This is a genomic window from Oscillatoria sp. FACHB-1407, assembly GCF_014697545.1.
GTDB lineage: Bacteria > Cyanobacteriota > Cyanobacteriia > Elainellales > Elainellaceae > FACHB-1407.
Window position 1 is genome coordinate 402,323 of record NZ_JACJSA010000003.1, and the last position, 16,528, is coordinate 418,850.

15 protein-coding genes are annotated in these 16,528 nt (G+C 48.5%); 10 read left to right on the top strand and 5 right to left on the bottom strand.

The window, feature by feature from the left end:
• Positions 1 to 88: 88 nt before the first annotated feature.
• Positions 89 to 1,036, bottom strand: coding sequence for a DUF2382 domain-containing protein (locus tag H6G89_RS07720; RefSeq protein WP_190504723.1), 948 nt, complete (start codon positions 1,034 to 1,036; stop codon positions 89 to 91).
• A gap of 275 nt (positions 1,037 to 1,311) precedes the next feature.
• Here H6G89_RS07720 and H6G89_RS07725 point away from each other — a divergent pair, with 275 nt between their 5' ends.
• Positions 1,312 to 1,971, top strand: a complete 660-nt coding sequence (locus H6G89_RS07725) for an acetoacetate decarboxylase family protein (RefSeq protein ID WP_190504724.1) — start codon at positions 1,312 to 1,314, stop codon at positions 1,969 to 1,971.
• A gap of 87 nt (positions 1,972 to 2,058) precedes the next feature.
• Positions 2,059 to 2,766: a histidine phosphatase family protein gene (locus H6G89_RS07730; RefSeq protein ID WP_190504725.1), complete on the top strand. Its 708-nt coding sequence runs from the start codon at positions 2,059 to 2,061 to the stop codon at positions 2,764 to 2,766.
• Positions 2,767 to 2,788: 22 nt separating this feature from the next.
• Here the strand turns inward: H6G89_RS07730 and H6G89_RS07735 are convergent, their stop codons facing one another.
• Positions 2,789 to 3,535 carry an LmeA family phospholipid-binding protein gene (locus tag H6G89_RS07735; protein WP_190504726.1) on the bottom strand — a complete coding sequence of 249 codons (747 nt, stop codon included), beginning with the start codon at positions 3,533 to 3,535 and terminating at the stop codon, positions 2,789 to 2,791.
• Between the two features lie 386 nt (positions 3,536 to 3,921).
• Here H6G89_RS07735 and H6G89_RS07740 point away from each other — a divergent pair, with 386 nt between their 5' ends.
• Positions 3,922 to 6,414 carry a glycoside hydrolase family 31 protein gene (locus tag H6G89_RS07740; protein ID WP_190504727.1) on the top strand — a complete coding sequence of 831 codons (2,493 nt, stop codon included), beginning with the start codon at positions 3,922 to 3,924 and terminating at the stop codon, positions 6,412 to 6,414.
• Positions 6,415 to 6,681: 267 nt separating this feature from the next.
• Here the strand turns inward: H6G89_RS07740 and H6G89_RS07745 are convergent, their stop codons facing one another.
• Positions 6,682 to 6,993 carry a DUF3082 domain-containing protein gene (locus H6G89_RS07745; protein WP_190504728.1) on the bottom strand — a complete coding sequence of 104 codons (312 nt, stop codon included), beginning with the start codon at positions 6,991 to 6,993 and terminating at the stop codon, positions 6,682 to 6,684.
• Between the two features lie 347 nt (positions 6,994 to 7,340).
• Between H6G89_RS07745 and H6G89_RS07750 the strand changes: the two genes are divergently transcribed.
• The 3 genes from H6G89_RS07750 to H6G89_RS07760 all read left to right on the top strand — a co-directional run bounded on the left by H6G89_RS07750 (position 7,341) and on the right by H6G89_RS07760 (position 11,576).
• Positions 7,341 to 8,912 carry a phosphate ABC transporter substrate-binding/OmpA family protein gene (locus tag H6G89_RS07750; protein ID WP_190504729.1) on the top strand — a complete coding sequence of 524 codons (1,572 nt, stop codon included), beginning with the start codon at positions 7,341 to 7,343 and terminating at the stop codon, positions 8,910 to 8,912.
• A 554-nt stretch (positions 8,913 to 9,466) separates the two neighbouring features.
• Positions 9,467 to 11,224, top strand: a complete 1,758-nt coding sequence (locus tag H6G89_RS07755) for a hypothetical protein (RefSeq protein WP_190504730.1) — start codon at positions 9,467 to 9,469, stop codon at positions 11,222 to 11,224.
• Between the two features lie 103 nt (positions 11,225 to 11,327).
• The gene (locus tag H6G89_RS07760; protein ID WP_190504731.1) at positions 11,328 to 11,576 is read left to right on the top strand and encodes a hypothetical protein; all 249 of its coding nucleotides are present in this window, start codon (positions 11,328 to 11,330) and stop codon (positions 11,574 to 11,576) included.
• Between the two features lie 437 nt (positions 11,577 to 12,013).
• Here H6G89_RS07760 and ispE read toward each other — a convergent pair whose 3' ends face one another.
• Both ispE and rsmA read right to left on the bottom strand, forming a co-directional pair.
• The gene (gene ispE, locus H6G89_RS07770; RefSeq protein ID WP_190504732.1) at positions 12,014 to 12,958 is read right to left on the bottom strand and encodes a 4-(cytidine 5'-diphospho)-2-C-methyl-D-erythritol kinase; all 945 of its coding nucleotides are present in this window, start codon (positions 12,956 to 12,958) and stop codon (positions 12,014 to 12,016) included.
• A 36-nt stretch (positions 12,959 to 12,994) separates the two neighbouring features.
• Positions 12,995 to 13,843: a 16S rRNA (adenine(1518)-N(6)/adenine(1519)-N(6))-dimethyltransferase RsmA gene (gene rsmA / locus H6G89_RS07775; RefSeq protein WP_190504733.1), complete on the bottom strand. Its 849-nt coding sequence runs from the start codon at positions 13,841 to 13,843 to the stop codon at positions 12,995 to 12,997.
• A gap of 118 nt (positions 13,844 to 13,961) precedes the next feature.
• Between rsmA and H6G89_RS07780 the strand changes: the two genes are divergently transcribed.
• The 4 genes from H6G89_RS07780 (at position 13,962) to H6G89_RS07795 (ending at position 16,518) form a co-directional block, all read left to right on the top strand.
• Entirely contained in the window at positions 13,962 to 14,189 is a 228-nt protein-coding gene (locus H6G89_RS07780) for a hypothetical protein (protein WP_190504734.1), read from the top strand.
• A gap of 21 nt (positions 14,190 to 14,210) precedes the next feature.
• Entirely contained in the window at positions 14,211 to 14,870 is a 660-nt protein-coding gene (locus H6G89_RS07785; RefSeq protein ID WP_190504735.1) for a TIGR00266 family protein, read from the top strand.
• A gap of 15 nt (positions 14,871 to 14,885) precedes the next feature.
• Positions 14,886 to 15,563: a TIGR00266 family protein gene (locus H6G89_RS07790; protein ID WP_190504736.1), complete on the top strand. Its 678-nt coding sequence runs from the start codon at positions 14,886 to 14,888 to the stop codon at positions 15,561 to 15,563.
• Positions 15,564 to 15,825: 262 nt separating this feature from the next.
• Positions 15,826 to 16,518: a TIGR00266 family protein gene (locus tag H6G89_RS07795; RefSeq protein ID WP_190504737.1), complete on the top strand. Its 693-nt coding sequence runs from the start codon at positions 15,826 to 15,828 to the stop codon at positions 16,516 to 16,518.
• Positions 16,519 to 16,528: the final 10 nt, after the last annotated feature.

Sequence of the window (16,528 nt, forward strand, 5' to 3'; positions counted from 1 at the left end):
ATGGGGTGCAGGGATTGATCTCCGGTGAAAAGTATATCCTCTATACCCTCTTCATCCTAAATGAGGTGGCGATCGCCACAAGAAATCGTTAGATGCGATCTTCAGGTCGCTTGTTTACAACGGGACGACCTTCAGTGTGGACATCCAATTCCTCACGACGGATCTCATCTTCAGCAACAGCGCGATCGTGATCCACTTCTTTTCTAACGGTGACTTCCTCACGGACAAACGCTTCTTTACGGATGTCGGGCACTTCTTCATACACTTCCATGCGAGCAACTTCACCTTCTGCAAAGGTTGCTTCACCGGGTGCCACGGGTCTACCCATATCCGTCACGCTGCCACGCTCGATGACAACACGCTCTTTGTCAACGGGGACTTCAACATTAGCGCGTTGAGTCTCAACATGCTTACCAACGGTAACTTCGCCAGTTTTTTGACGAGTTTTGTTAGCGATCAACCGCTCCTCAAACAGTCTGAGATTCTGGTGGTCGCGGTCGTTCATGTTGTACAAGGCGGCGTCGCGATTATAGTCGTAGGTATCGCGGTCGTAAATACCAGGAGTTGCCATGCTTGCAGAGGTATCTACAGTTCCAGCGGATGCTGCCATGGTGCTGGAAGTATCTACAGCACCAGTAGATTCTACATTGGTGCTGTAGTTTGCATCTTCAGTGGTGGCAGTTGAAGGACGACGATAAACACCACGAACGTTCTCTTCGTAGTCATAGTCAATCAACATGTCGTTGTTGAACTCAGGCAGTTGTTCAACTTGCTCACGAGTCAAGCTATCAACGTAGACACGGCGATCGCTGTAGGAGATGCGAGATTGGCCGATGGGTAGCAGGACTTTCTTACCAAACACCCAAACACCGGTGTTGATCACGAAATAACGAAAACGTCCTTCATCATCTACCAAAAGTTCATCAATGGAACCAATTTTGTCACTGCCATTGTACAAATCAAAGGACAAAATATCCTGGTTGTCAAAGTAGTTTCTGTAGTCGGGATTGAAATCTCTGAGTTTATAAAGTGCCATGAAGATTCTCCTCTTCTAATCACTGTAATACAAGCGTTATATTTACAGTAGACAATTGTTTGTTAAGCCTCATCTTCCTTATGAGTGACAACTTCCATCGTCACAGGAAAGACAAAATTAAGATAATTTGTTGACAAAATAAAGTTAATCAAGAAGTATTGTATATATTTATTTGAAAGCTTTTTAATTAGATCGATTTATTACCTAATGAAAATAATTTTGTGATAATTGAGATTGGTAAGAACTCTAAATCAAATTTAAGTGAGAATTGCAACATGTCCTACCCATCTGCTCCCTGGTCACTGAGAGGCTATGCCTATCAAACTGTTCAACTGATACGCAATGATCAAGCTCGACTTCTGATACCCGATCAATTTGAAATTGTCTCAGTAATACCTAATCACACACTGGGTGGTATTTATCTGTCTTCCTATATCAATGGTTCTAGTCTGGAATATAGCGAACTGATTGTAGTTTCAGGATTGGTTAGTTACGCCGGTAAGACTGGAATCTGGGTTTCGCATATTTATGTGGATAATCCAGATTCTGTTGCAGGTGGACGCGAAATTTGGGGGCTTCCCAAAGAACTGGCTCAATTCACCTGGGAACAGGGTCAACGTCGCTATTGCAAAGTGCAACAGGGCGATCGCTTACTCTATACCTTTCGCTCCGATTGGCAGCTTCCATTGTGGCGGCAACCGATCGCAGGACAGGCGTTAAGTACCCTGGTGGATCAGGTGTTATTGTTTGATGCCAAAGCCTCTGCTAACTTTGCTGTGGTAGGAGCGGAGTTACACGTACCATCTACGAGTCCATTTGCCAGTTTGGGGTTAACGTCTCCCTGGCTCGTTGTTGCTGCGGAGTCTCTGGATTTGACGGTTCGTGCTCCTCAGGCGATCGGGGTAGAGGGTGCCCACCAAACGATCTTGCGGTAACGTCAATATCGCTTGTTAGTGCAGGATGTAGCGAGTGAAGGAGAGTTAGTGCTAAATCAATAAGAGGTAGTTCATAACAGTTCTTCTATGCAGCAGTTATGTCTGGCATGGATCTCGGCTTTATTCGCGATCGCCCCCTTATTGTTGAGTGGCTGTGCAGGCTCTCCCGCAGTAGATCCCGAAGTTCCATCTCCCTCCAGTCCGGTCGTTTCTCCTCCGACACCATCGGTCAGTGCTTCACCGCTAGAGGCAGAAACCTCTCCTGCAACTTTGTCTGAAGCAGAACTGTCTGAGGCAGAAATTTGGTCACAATTACGGCAGGGTAGAGGCTACGTCATTCTGTTCCGTCATGCTCTTGCACCGGGGACAGGTGATCCCTCCAATTTCCGGTTGGAGGATTGTTCAACGCAGCGAAACCTATCAGCAGAAGGTCGGCAGCAAGCGATGCGTCTGGGTGAAATGTTGCGGCAACGGAATATTCCTGTTTCAAGGGTGCTCTCCAGCCAGTGGTGTCGCTGTTTAGAAACGGCACGCCTCATGAATCTGGGAGCCGTCGAGCCGTTTCCCGTTCTCAACTCCTTCTTTCAGGATCGCAGCATCGAACGCTCCCAAACCGAGCAACTTCGTCAATTTATCTTAAGCAATCGAGATACGGTAGGTGTGACGATCATGGTGACTCATCAGGTGAACATTACTGCCATCAGCAACATCATTCCTCAATCTGGAGCAGCAGTTGTGATGCGAGCATCCGCGCCTGACCAGATTGACTTGGTTGGGCAGCTTGCTTCTCGCTAGAGAATTCATATCAGGCTGATGCTCAATCTGATCCATCGGGCATATGCCGAACCTGGGCTTCTGCCGTCATTTCTAGCTGTCCTGAGCGGATCTGCAAATCTGTAACCTGACAATCGACTCCCGATAGCTGAATATAGGGAACTTTGATCTGTTCATTAATCCATTGCAGCAACGCGATCGCTAAATCTAATGAAATAGCTTGTCCTGAGGTGCAGCAAAACTCGTCTAACAACAGTTGCTCATGCAAACGAGGAGCCATTGTGACTTTAAAGCAGAGCACTGCTTCACACTCGTTTTGATGGAGCAAAACATGACCCTCCACTTGTAGCCGATCATCAGTAGGCAAACGGAGAGTTACGGGGGATTGCAACGTTAAACGAACGGGCTTGCCCTGTACCTCCAGCATGAGATCCGGCAAATTTTGCATGAACAAGTCTGAATTTGCGGCGTGATTCAAATCAGCTTCAGTCAGAACAACACGAACTGTAGAATCCATCGGTTGTTTGAGTTTGATCTGCCCAAATAACAAACTAATGGGATGAACCCCAACGCGATCGGTGTGAACTTCAATTTCTTTGAGGCGAATGCCCTCCTGTACCACTAATCCTTTGCCTTTAATGGATGTGGACTCAACTTCTCCTTGAACAGCTTGCAATAAATCGGTGTGAACCTCAACTGCAATCTCGTCTACAGCTTTAATTTGATTAGACAGTTGGGTTTCAACCATTTGAGCGATCGCCTGTTCTTCTAATTTTGGCTCATCTGACATGAGTAACGCTCCTATGTGTCGTATTGATCACTTTAGAAACTTGCTAATGTCTCGGTATCTGTACATTGATAGAAGCTTTTGTCAAACCAACTACAAAATAAAACGGCTATTCTTTCTGGAAATTTTCTCATCCTCTAAAAGGTACTTCTCAGTGGGGATTTAGTGTACTCATTTTCTCCATAACGACTTAAATCCAACCCTGGATTGATGATTTTTAGGCGATAAAAACGTGAAAAAAGAAATGTTTGATTTCGCTTTTGACTCAAGCTTCTGCTTCAGCATTGATTTAGCAGAACGGCACTCAGTTAAACGAACAGCGGTACTGCTTTAGGAACGGTCTTACATACTCAACAAACTCCCTGTTAACCAATATCTGGCTTACTACTATGAGTCTCTTAAAACGGTTGTCGCTGCGGTGGAAGTTTTTTACAGGTAGCCTCTTCTACTTAACCTATGCTCCCTATGGTTGGGTCTATTCTCGGCGACGCGATCGCGTTGAACGGGAGACTAAAAAAACTCCGTTTCCGATTGAAACGCTGGATAAACCTGGAAAACTGTTAAGTGCCGAAGCAACTGAGCGAGGTGCCCAGTTCTATTTTGAAAATGCTGAGTTGGAAGCCACGTTTCTAACGCCTGATTTGGTGCGGATTGATTGGCGACCAGGGTTGTTGCCGATTCCCTATGCGATCGCCCGGTCTGAGTGGGATGCAGTCGCGACAACTCTGGAGCAAACGGAGCAGGGGTGGAGCGTTTCTAGCATCCACGAAGGCGTCAGTGGACTCACAATCTCAGTGAACGACGAGGGTTACCTCACCTTCAGTGATGCCGATGGAAAAGTTCTGCGGGAAGAACTGCCGCCTCAGAAACCTGGAAATGGTTGGACACATCAAGCTAAATTGCGCCCTGAAGAACACATCTACGGCTTGGGTGAGCGCATCATGCCGCTGAACTTACGGTTGGCAAGAGAGTTAACCGAGAAGGGCGAAATGACGGATCAGCCCAAGACCTTCCGTATGTGGAACTATGACGCAGCAGGGATGTTTGGTCCTGGTGCAGACCCCCTGTATCTCAGTGTTCCGGTTTATTTGGGCTTTCACCAGCAAGGCAAGTATCTCGTTTTCTACGAAAACTCGTTTGACTCCCGATTCACGTTCGACGCAGAGGTTTCAACTGCTGCATTTGAGGGGGGTGCGCTACGGTATTACTTCACGACAGGCACAGTCCCACATTTAGTCGAGCGATACACTGAGTTAACGGGGCGATCGCCTCTTCCTCCGCGTTGGGCATTGGGCTATCACCAATCGAAGTGGGGTTACAACAACGAGCAATCCCTTCGGAAAACGTACCAGGACTTTGAAGCGAATGATCTGCCGTTGAGTGCGATTCACCTGGATATCGATGTGCAGGTGGGATTTCGAGCCTTCACCATTGATCCCAAACGCTTTCCAAAGTTGCAAAGCTTCATTCAAGAACTGGCAGTTCATGGGGTACAGTTCATCACGATTCTCAACCCTGGAATCAAATACAGTCGCAAAAGCAACCTGTTTCTAGAAGGTCAGGTGTTGGATGCATTTTGCAAACTGCCTAACGGTGAGTTGCTCTCTGGTCCCGTATGGCCTGGTTGGTGTGTCTTTCCCGATTTCACCAATCCCGTTGTGCGGCATTGGTGGAGTCGGCAATACCAATATTTGCTGGATGTCGGCGTAGCGGGCTTTTGGCACGATATGAATGAACCTGCGGCGTTTATTTTGTGGGGCGATCGCTCTCTGCCGAAGGTAACGCGACACTTTATGGAGGGACGCGGTGGCGACCACCTAGAGGCACACAACGTCTACGGTATGTTGCAAGCCAAAGCCGCCTATGAGAGTTTGTGTGAATATCGACCCCATCGTCGCCCCTTCATCATTTCGCGGGCGGGTTGGGCAGGGCTACAACGCTACGCCTGGACATGGACGGGCGATATCGAATGCACCTGGGCAGCGTTGCGTCAAACCATGTCTACGGTAATGGGGTTGGGCTTGTCCGGCATTCCCTATAGTGGTCCTGATATTGGTGGGTTTCAGGGTAACCCCAGTGCCGAACTGTATTTGCGCTGGTTCCAGATGTCGAGTTTCCTAACGTTTTGCCGTACTCACTCCTCTAACAACGTTGAGCACCGTACGCCGTTAACCTATGGGGAACCGACCCTCAGCATCATTCGCCAATTCTTGAAGCTGCGCTATCGCCTGTTGCCCTACTTCTACACGCTGTCGTGGGAGGCAACTCAAACAGGTCATCCTCCAGTGCGTCCAGTCTTTTGGGCTGATCCCGATGATGAAACCCTGTGGGCGTTAGACGATGCCTTTTTGCTGGGGGATGCCCTGATGGTGTGTCCGGTGACGGTTGAAGGGGGGCGATCTCCCCAAGGGGAGAACTGCTTCGCATCGCGCTCTGTCACCTTCCCCAAAGGGCAGTGGTATAACTTCTGGGATGATACCCTGATCGACGGCGGCACCACTCAAGACATCGCCTCCCCGTTAGAGCAAATGCCTTTGTTTGTCAAAGCGGGTAGTTTGTTACCGATGGAGGATAGCAACCACCTGACGTTGCATATTTATCCTCCAACTCATGGAACCAGTGAGGCTGTCATGTATACCGATGCAGGTGATGGTTACGGCGATCATCGGGTCGATCGCTTTCAGATTCAACGGCATGAGCACGGTATCGAGCTATTTTGGCAGCATGAGGGAGAATTTACCTTCCCGTATCACCGAGTCACTGTGCAGTTGCATGGCGCAACCGTCCAGCAAGCCTGGGTTGAAGGCAATGAGACAAACCCTGAAGGGACGAATTCCATCACAGTTGAACATCCCTTCAAGCAAGCGTTTCTGCAACATTAGCGAGGGTCATATCCCCGGTTTCTAGCCATACAACTCAAGCCACCTCAAAGACGCTCAACAGGAAACCGGGGATCTAAACTGCTGCTTTTTCTTATCTTTTATCTTTGATCCTTCATCCTTCATCCCTCATCCCTCATCCTTCATCCCTTATCCTTTATCCTTTATCCTTTATCCTTTATCCTTCATCCTTTATCCCTCATCCTTCATCCTTTATCCTTCATCCCTCATCCCTCATCCTTCATCCCTCATCCCTCATCCTTCATCCCCTCACTCTGCCTGACTTGGCTTAAACAGCAGTTGAATCCCCAGCGCAACCAACCCCAACGTGGCGATCGCAAAAATTGCCGTACCCAGCGTACTCATCCCTACAACCAGGGTACGCACAGCAACGGCAATGTTGAGAGCCGTGGCGTTACCTGATGGCAAGGGTTTGTTGGCAAAAGTTGTAGCAATAGAAATCGTCAGGAAATAAAGAGCCGTGGCGATCGCCCCTGAAATCGACGCACCAACAAAGCAGCGCAGCGGAGTCGGGGGAACGTAGGTGCTGTCTTGAGAGGGTTGGGGGGTGGGGTTCGTCATGACACAACTCAGATTTCAAGGGAACAAAAATTCAACAACGGGTACAAGGGTCAGTAGTCAGTAGTCAGTAGTCAGTAGCAAGTAACCATTAACCATTGACGATTAACCATTGACGATTAACCATTAACCATTAACCATTAACCATTAACCAATGACCATTGACCATTGACGATTAACCATTGACCACTAACATTACCAAATCAACTCGTTCAGTTGTTGTTCCTTCATTTAATCGTAGATCAGCTCGGAAACTTTAGAGTTTGGGAATACTGATTCATACCAAATAGTCCGAAAACAGAATAAACTCTCCTGTAGTTTCTCAAAAAGATTTTGGTTGGCATACCTCCATGAGCAAGCGTAACGCCCCTGCCTTAATTCTGTCGTTGGGTATCACCGTTGGTCTGATTGCTGGTAGTGTTTGGTTGTTAAGCAAAACCTCACCGGGGTTAATGCCTATCCTCACTGGGCAACCGCAGCAATCGAATGGTGGACTGTTTGGGGAACGCTCAACCGAGTTAACGCTGTTGGGAGACACCTTCAGCGGCTACAGCACCTTTCGCAACAGCGAGTTTCAGCAAGCGTTAAATGAGGCAGGTGTCACCCTCCGCTATGAGGATGAGTTTGACCAGAGAATCCGGGCAGAGCGACTGAGCCAGGGACGAGCAGATCTAGTGTTGACCACGCTCGACCAGTTTTTGCAGCAACGCCCCCAAGGTAAAATCGTTGGCTTGATTGACCGAACAGCAGGTGCAGATGCGGTTGTGCTGAACACCAAACGCTATCCCAACCTGAAGTCACTGCTGGATTTGAGCCAACTGGTGCAACAAGAAAAAGCCCAGGGGCGACGGGTTGGGATTGCCTTTGCCGGAGATACCCCCAGTGAATACCTGGCATTGGTCTTAGATACTAAATTTGATGCCTTCAACCTGGCTGACTTTGATATTATCCGTGTTGCTGATGCATCAGAAGCCTGGGCATTGATGCAGAACCCGGATCAGAACATTGCGATCGCTGTGATTTGGGAACCCTATGTCACTCAGGCACAGCAACAGGGCTACACGGTGGTGCTGTCGAGCAAAGATGCTCCTGGGGCGATCGTGGATGTACTCGTTGCCTCCGACCAACTCATGCAGTCTCGTCCAGAACTCATCTCTGACCTGCTGGAGGCATACTATCGCCGCATCGACACTAATGTGCGTGACTCGTCTCAGCTACAGGCGCAGATCGCCCAGGACGGCAACCTATCCCCAAACGATGCTGCTGCGGTGATTCAGGGAATTGAGTTCTTCACCGCCACTGAAGCACAGACCTGGCTCAAAGACGGCACCCTGGAGCGACGGATTGGTTCGACTGCTGCCGTGTTGGTGTTAGCCGGACGCTTGCAAGACGTACCACAATCCAATGAGCTATACACCGATCAGTTTATTGCTCAGGCTGCAAGCAATACCCAGGCTTTGATCGATCTGGTGCGGGCGGATAATCCCGAACTTGCCGATCGCCTCGCGGGACGAGAACGTGCTGTAAGTGTGCCTCCCACCCTCCAAGCTAGCCAAATTCAAGCTGCACCCAACATCGGCAACTTACAGGTGCGAGGACAGGTTGGCTTTGGCACAGGTTCCTCTCAACTGACGGCAGAAGGTCGGCAAACGCTGGATCAGCTTGCCAATGAAATTAAAGAGTTCAACGCTCAAACCGTTGCCGTACGGGTGATTGGGCATACGTCGCGCACAGGGTCAGCGACCTTTAACCAAACCTTGAGTCGCCAACGGGCACAGGTGGTTGCCAATTACTTTCGCGGTCGTGGGGTGCAACACAACATCCTGCCGGAGGGCAAAGGATTTAACGAGCCACTACCTGGGGTGAATCCAACCGATAGCCGTAATCAGCGCACTGAGATTCGTTTAGTCAGAATTAATTAGTTATAAGCAGGGGTAATAGTCAATAGTCAATAGTTAGTAGTCAATAGTCAATAGTTATCAGTTAATTGTGAGTGATTGAATGCTCCAGTCCTTTCTACTGCCTCACTCAGTACACAATATTCAGCACTACCGCACAATCAACCATTGACCATTGACCATTAACATCTACCTCAACTCAGCACTACCAACCATTGACCATTGACCATTGACCATTGACCATTGACCATTGACCATTGACATCTACCTCAACTCAGCACTACCAACCATTGACCATTGACCATTAACCATTGACATCTGACTCACACAGCACACAGCACTACCGCACAATCAACCATTGACCATCAACCATTAACCATTGCCCATTGCCCATTGACCATTAACATCTACCTCAACTCAGCACTATCAACCATTAACCATTGACCATTGACCATTGACATCTGACTCACACAGCACACAGCACTATCGCACTATCAACCATTAACCATTGACCATTGACCATTGACATCTACCTCAACTCCCTACTCCCCATTCTCCACTCCCCACTCCCTCCCCCTATGCCTGCACCCACCTCCGACGAACAACGCCAACGTCTGCTAGCCGAAGCATTACAGCTTTCTCGCTATTTGTTGAATCGTCCAGAAGCGGTTGATCCCGATTGGGTCGAGCGTCGTCAAGACCGATTGCGCCAGTTGCAAAAAGCTCTCAAGGCGTTTGCCCATCCGATTCAACGGAAATCACTCGCTCCAGTCGAGATGCCACTGGAGGTGCGGCAGGCGTTCGTCAAAGCCGTGTTGCTCGTCACTCGCTATCAACAGGTCGGGGGATGTACCTGGCAGGGAACCCTTGCTTCTCCTACGTTGAGTCAGTATTGCCCCGATCCGGTTCCCACAAAGTGGGTTACTTCTGATGCAATTACCTCTCTGTGTCGTTACTTCGACCTTCAATCGGACATTCAAACAGAATTGACAGATCTGCTAACTCAGGTCGATATCCAGATCGATCGCCAACGACAGATCATCGCAGCGGTGTTGGCTGAGGCCGGGTTTAGCTCGGCTGGAGTTACTGCTGCTCCGGATCAAGTCGTTACTTTATTTCAGAAATTATTTGGAGCGATTCCCATTCCACCAGAGGTGATCGACTGTGTTTACACCGATATGCAGATTTACTTCTGCCTTAACTATCAGGATGGCAAGTTGTATCAACAAGACCCAAATGGGCATCATGACTGCATTGGCTGGTATAGCTTTACAGAGAGCGATCGCACTCAGTTACAGGGGTTTTTGCAATCGTTGGGCGAGTTCAGCTTTGAAAAATTCCGTCGATTTCCCATCTTTGGAGCCTGTGATCCAACGATCATCAATCAGGAGTGGTGCGATCGCCTTGCTCAACAAATCGGAGTTCCCACTTCACTTGTGATTCAAGCTCTGGTGCGATCGGTCAGCATTATCCCCACTCAAAAAGCAGAAGCTTTTTTGATGCACGACATTTGGGGACATCACTGGCAATTTATGCTGACGCAGTTCGAGCGGGATTACACCATCCTGGCGGATTGCCACAAACCCCTACGAGCTGCTGAAACTGCCTATACACCTGAGGGGCCGTTGACTTGTCGAGAGTTATTTATAATTGAGGGAGAGCAAATTAGTGTAGATGAGGAGCGATCGTATCTGTTCTTTCATGGAGAAGTGCAACAACGATTAGGACTTCTCTTTACTCACTTGATTGGTGAAATGTTAGCGGATATCGCAGAGTTTAAATTCATCTGGAAACACACAGAATTATCTGATCAATTACCAAGTTCATCTCTATTTAAAACAGAACCGACTAAGTTGGATTTGAGTCTCAATGATATTGATATTCTGTTTCTACAAGTGTTGAAGCCGTTGTTGGAAATGGAGTTCTCTGTTCTGAAGGATTCACTCTTAGAAACAGAACTTTTGGCAGAATGGACAGAAGATAACTATCCAACGCATTCACTTGAATTTCGGACAAGCTTAAAACAGGCGATCGTGCGGTTATATCAAATCTTTTTGGAGGAGTACAACAACACCTATTTGCCCACAATGACAGGTGAGATTGGCATCTTTACTCAGGCAGTGAGTAATTTGCTTTACCTCCAGAATGCCGTGAGTGAACTGTATACCGATCCCATCGTCAACGCTAATCCCGATCTGCCATTTCAAGATCTGCTGCTCGTATTTGTTAGCAGTTATTGTTCCAGTGACAGTTATGCTGACTTTTGGGATGTGGACGATGTGTTGGCGAATTACTTCTTACCCTGCTGGCAACGACTACAACAGTTTGTAGTTTAGTGCCTATTTCAAGTTAGTTAAATCTCCTAATGACCTACAAAGCTAACTATGTTAAGTTCTAAGAACCATTTTCCTGTTTTGAGCACCTTATTGGAATCGTTTTATGGTGAAGTGGCGTAAGCTGGGCTTTGAGAAAACGCAACAGGTTGATCCTAAGCTAAAAGCGATCGCCTATAGCCTTGATGCGCTTATTCCCGGATTTTACATTTGGCTTGGTTCTTTAAGGGTTTGTTTAGGCGGTAGCCTAGCAGAGGATAGCTATCCAGGAACAATTCATAGTTTTGCTGGAGTTGCTTTAGTTTTACCAGGCTATCGCATCTTTAGTACTTATCAAGATAGTTATGACCCTTGATAAGCACAAGTTAGATGGCATTCCCCAAATTACAGTGAAAACGTTACCAAAATTAGAGTTTGAAGCACTTTTAATTGAAGCGGGCTACACCTAAATCGGTACAGCACCTGCAAAAGGCAATCGGATTAAAACTTGGTGGACTCATAAAGCTTTTAGACGCATTGAAGCCATTTACAGTGCTGATGGGATGATTGCAATTACTGCTTATCACGTTACTGAGTGATAAATAGCTGAGTACCTGACAAAACTTTTGAAACCCTGATATTGCATAAATTAACGTGAATTCAGGAAAAGGATTTCGGCGGTTAAAACCGTTCGCTCAAATTTAGTGTCAGGATTGCTCTAACAAAGTTTCTCAAAGGCTTCATCTGTTAACTCAAATGGTGGATTTAGATTCACAACAACAGATGTCATAGCAGTTTAATGAGATGTGGATTTTAATGAGCGAGTTGAATGCCGTTAGCAATCAGTTTGGTTGCCCAGATCTCTAAGTCTGGATCGGGTAATGCGGCTCTCAGTTGGCTAGAAATGGCTTCCGCCTGGGCTTGTGACTCTGCCAGGGCAAACACCGTAGGACCCGACCCCGACATCATCACACCCAAACTATTGAACAGTTGTAGGGTTTCACGCAGCTGTGTGACTTTGGGATATTCTGGAAGAACAACTTTCTCTAAATCGTTGTGCAACAGTTTGCCGATCGCCCCTCCATCATGCTGTGCGATCGCTCCCACAATTGCACCAGAATGGACTCGCTGTCGGCGTTCTTCTAAACCAGCGTCATCTGAAATGTAGGAACTGCTGAATTGGTTGCGATAGGTCTTGTATGCCCAAACAGTGGATACGGAAAGGCTACGATATTTTGCCAGAACGACATGCAACGAATCCAGGCTGGGTAAGGGAGAGAGCTTTTCCCCTCGTCCTGTAGCGATCGCCGTTCCTCCTGCCACACAAAACGGTACATCTGACCCTAGTTTGGCTCCCAACTCTTGAATCTCAACTTGCGTTAACCCCAATCCCCACATCAGGTTGACCCCAACGAGTACCGCCGCTGCGTTTGTCGAACCGCCTGCCAGTCCTGCTCCTACGGGGATCGATTTGTCGATCGTGACCTCAACACCGCCGAATTGGCTGAAGGCATCGGGGAACTGGTTTGCCATCAGGGCAACGGCTTTGTAGGCCAAGTTGGTTTGATCCGCAGGTACCTCTGAGTGGTTGCAATGAACCTGAATTCTCTCTGTGCCATTGGCTCGTACGGTGATGTGATCTGCCAGGGCAACGCTTTGCAGCACCATTGCTAACTCGTGATAACCATCGGGGCGATCGCCAATGATCTCTAAATACAAATTAATTTTGGCGGGAGCAATGAGGGAATACGCTTGCATGATGAGGTTCACTGCACAACAAATCAGACCCTAAGCTTACTCCACTGTGGGGGCAACTGCTACAGCTTCAACATCCTCAAGGAGTAGATTGCTGAGGGCAACCCACTGCTCAACCCCAATGTCTTCAGCACGAACCTGAGGATCGAGATGCAGTTGCTCCAATAAAGCCGTGAGGCGATCGCGATCGACCACCGACTTCAAGTTATTTCGCAGCATCTTGCGCTTTGTGGCAAACCCCAGCTTCACCAGCGTATCGAGCTTGCGGGGATTCGTGGCTGGAGTGGCGATCGGGCGAGGTCTGAGCCGCACCACTGCCGAATCAACCTTGGGTGGTGGATAAAAGGCTTTTGCCGGAACGTGGCAAATCCATTCACAACTTGCCAGATATTGCACTCGCACTGACAATGCCCCGAAGGTTTTGGAACCGGGCTTAGCACACAGACGATCCGCGACTTCCTTCTGGATCAGCAACACAATGCTGTCAAAGGGATTGGGGTTGGGAGCCGCGATCGCCCCCAGCAGCAGTTCCAGAATCGGTCCCGTAATGTTGTAGGGGATATTGGCAACCACCTTGTTGGGATTTTGAAAGGCAGGAAATGGCTCAAGGTGCTGCGACAAATCCAGGCTCAGAATGTCCCCCTGCAACAACAAAAAATTGGGGCGATCGCCCAACGACTTAACCAACTGCTTGCACAAATCGCGATCGATTTCTACTGCCACCACTGCCGCTGCCAACGGTAACAACTGTCGTGTCAAGATGCCCGTCCCAGGGCCAATTTCCAGGAGGCGATCGCTCGGTTGTAACTCTGCTGCCGCGACAATTTGCCGCAATGCCGTGTCACTGCGGAGCCAATGTTGACCAAATTGTTTACGCGGTTGAGGCATAGGGGAAGAGGGAAGAGAGAAGAGGGAAAAAAGAAGAGAGAAGAGGGAAGGCCAAAGGATGAAGGCTAAGAGGAAACCACAAAGTCCCCAGTTGCTGAAGTATCTTCTCAGAATAAGTGTGTTATTTCACCAGGAGCGGGGATTTGGAGGGACAACGAGAGTGATTGAGGCGATCGCACTGGAGAATCCAATTCCACCAATCCTACTTCCATCATCCTACTCCCTCACCCCCTTACTCCCCACTCTCTACTCCCATCACTTTTACGTTTTGCTAAAAGATCCATACATTCCTTTAGAAATGCCAGATTCCGGTAAAACACCTGCCAGATTTGTAGAGTATTTATAATTCTGGTCTTGAGGTAGATGTGTGAAATATGAAATTCGGTATAAACCCGCGTTTGCCACAGTCTTTTTGACGCTAAATCCGGGCGATCGCATCACTACTGAAGCGGGAGCGATGGCAAGCATGTCGGCTCAACTGTCGCTGAAAACCGAGTTTTCGGGTGGGCTAATTCCGGGGTTGCTCAAGGCATTCCTGGGTGGAGAGTCGTTATTCGTCAACACTTTCTCGAACAACACGCAGCAACCGCTACAACTGGTTCTGACCCAATCCACTGTCGGGGATGTGGGCATGATCGAGTTAAAAGGTAACGCCATTTGCTTGCAACCGGGGGCTTACATCGCGCATACCCCTGGGATCCAAATGGGAGTTGAGTGGGCAGGATTTTCCAGTTGGTTTTCTGGAGAAGGCTTATTTAAGTTGAAACTCAGTGGCAATGGCTTGGTCTTTTTAGGAGGCTACGGGGGATTGACCCAACGCCAGGTCAATGACGAATATGTGGTCGATACGGGACATCTTGTGGCTTACGAACCGGGCTTAAAGATGAATATCCGCATGGCAGGTGGACTGGTTGGCTCTGTCACGTCGGGTGAGGGTTTGGTGAACCGTTTGACTGGAAAAGGTACGATTTACCTCCAATCTCGCAGTGTCGATGGATTGGTTCGATTTTTACGCTCCAAGGTGTAGATGGGAGTCATTTGAATGAAACTTGATATTTTGCATCAACCGGACAGTGCGATCGCCAAGATTGACATGGCTCCGATGGAAGAACTCATTGCCCAGGCAGGCGCAATGGTAGCTATGAGTAGCCATATGGAGGTCAACACGACGCTACGTCAGGGCAAAGGTGGCGGAGTCCTGGGTGGACTCAAACGGATGTTAGCGGGTGAATCCCTTTTCCTCAGTTCGTTTCGCTCTGGGTCATCCCCCGCAGAAATTTACCTCGCACCGAAGCTAATGGGGGACATCCTGCCCTATCAACTCTCTGGTACGGATTTGGTGATTCAGGCGACAGGCTATCTGGCCTGCACACCCGGAGTCGATATCGATCTGGGCTTCCAGGGCATCAAATCCATCTTCTCTGGAGAATCCATCTTCTGGCTCACCGCCAGTGGTTCGGGCTTGGTTCTGCTCAGTGCCTTTGGCAGCATTTACGAAGTGCAGGTCGATGGTGAATATATCGTCGATACGGGTCACATCGTCGCATTTGAAAAGCAACTCAGCTTCACTATCACCAAACCCGGGACAAGCTGGCTTGGTGCATTCCTGGGTGGAGAGGGCTTTGTCTGCAAATTCCAGGGCAAAGGTCGTCTTTTCTGCCAGACCCACAACCCAGGCGCGTTTGGTCGCTTAGTGGGCAGCAAGTTGCCGCCTCGATAGGGGCAATCGTCAACTGTCAATTGTTAATCGTCAATCGTTATCGTCAATCGTCAACTGTCAATCGTCAATTGTTAATCGTCAATCGTTAACTGTCACCCCGGCCACCGCTATTCACCATTGACCACTGACCATTGACTATTGACCATTGACCACTGACCATTGACCACTGACCATTGACTATTGACCACTGACCATTGACCACTGACCACTAACCACAAATCTCCTGATTAGCACTTCTCTCACACGTTATTTCGTTAAAACTATGTCAGAAATTGCATATACGATCGAACATTCACCCGCTTATGCATCGCTGCAACTCCAACTTAAAGCAAACCAAACGGTCTTAGTTGAGTCAGGTGCGATGGCAGCAATGGATGCCTGGATTAAGATGAAATCCAAGGTTCGCGGCGGTTTGATGAAGGGGTTGGGGCGCATGTTAGGCGGCGAATCCCTATTTATGAGCGAATTCACCGCTGAAGGCAAACCCGGAGAGTTGTACGTCTCCCCAGGGGTTCCTGGCGATATCCAACACTATTACCTGAATGGCAACAGCCTGATGGTGCAGTCCTCTGGGTTTGTGGCAGCCAGTCCTTCCGTCGAGATGGATACCAAGTTTCAAGGCTTTAAGGGCTTCTTCAGCGGTGAATCGCTGTTTTTGCTCAAAGCTACGGGCAAAGGGGATATCTGGTTTAGCTCTTTTGGGGCGATTCTGGAAATTCCCGTATCCGGCGAATATGTGGTAGATACGGGCTACATCGTCGCTTTTGAGGACACGCTAAACTACAAGGTTGAGGTGTTAGGAGGGTTGTCCTTCAGAAACCTGAGAACCAGTATCTTTGGAGGTGAAGGTTTGGTGTGTCGGTTTAGCGGTACCGGGAAACTGTGGATTCAATCGCGACAGTTGGGTTCCTTTATCAACTTCATCAATCCCTTCCGCCCTGTTAAGAGTAACTAGTCGAAGTAGA

Bases quoted from the DNA above. Each gene is read 5' to 3' on its own strand.
- H6G89_RS07720 (WP_190504723.1), bottom strand. From the start codon at position 1,036: ATGGCACTTTATAAACTCAGAGATTTCAATCCCGACTACAGAAACTAC.
- H6G89_RS07725 (WP_190504724.1), top strand. From the start codon at position 1,312: ATGTCCTACCCATCTGCTCCCTGGTCACTGAGAGGCTATGCCTATCAA.
- H6G89_RS07730 (WP_190504725.1), top strand. From the start codon at position 2,059: ATGCAGCAGTTATGTCTGGCATGGATCTCGGCTTTATTCGCGATCGCC.
- H6G89_RS07735 (WP_190504726.1), bottom strand. From the start codon at position 3,535: ATGTCAGATGAGCCAAAATTAGAAGAACAGGCGATCGCTCAAATGGTT.
- H6G89_RS07740 (WP_190504727.1), top strand. From the start codon at position 3,922: ATGAGTCTCTTAAAACGGTTGTCGCTGCGGTGGAAGTTTTTTACAGGT.
- H6G89_RS07745 (WP_190504728.1), bottom strand. From the start codon at position 6,993: ATGACGAACCCCACCCCCCAACCCTCTCAAGACAGCACCTACGTTCCC.
- H6G89_RS07750 (WP_190504729.1), top strand. From the start codon at position 7,341: ATGAGCAAGCGTAACGCCCCTGCCTTAATTCTGTCGTTGGGTATCACC.
- H6G89_RS07755 (WP_190504730.1), top strand. From the start codon at position 9,467: ATGCCTGCACCCACCTCCGACGAACAACGCCAACGTCTGCTAGCCGAA.
- H6G89_RS07760 (WP_190504731.1), top strand. From the start codon at position 11,328: ATGGTGAAGTGGCGTAAGCTGGGCTTTGAGAAAACGCAACAGGTTGAT.
- ispE (WP_190504732.1), bottom strand. From the start codon at position 12,958: ATGCAAGCGTATTCCCTCATTGCTCCCGCCAAAATTAATTTGTATTTA.
- rsmA (WP_190504733.1), bottom strand. From the start codon at position 13,843: ATGCCTCAACCGCGTAAACAATTTGGTCAACATTGGCTCCGCAGTGAC.
- H6G89_RS07790 (WP_190504736.1), top strand. From the start codon at position 14,886: ATGAAACTTGATATTTTGCATCAACCGGACAGTGCGATCGCCAAGATT.
- H6G89_RS07795 (WP_190504737.1), top strand. From the start codon at position 15,826: ATGTCAGAAATTGCATATACGATCGAACATTCACCCGCTTATGCATCG.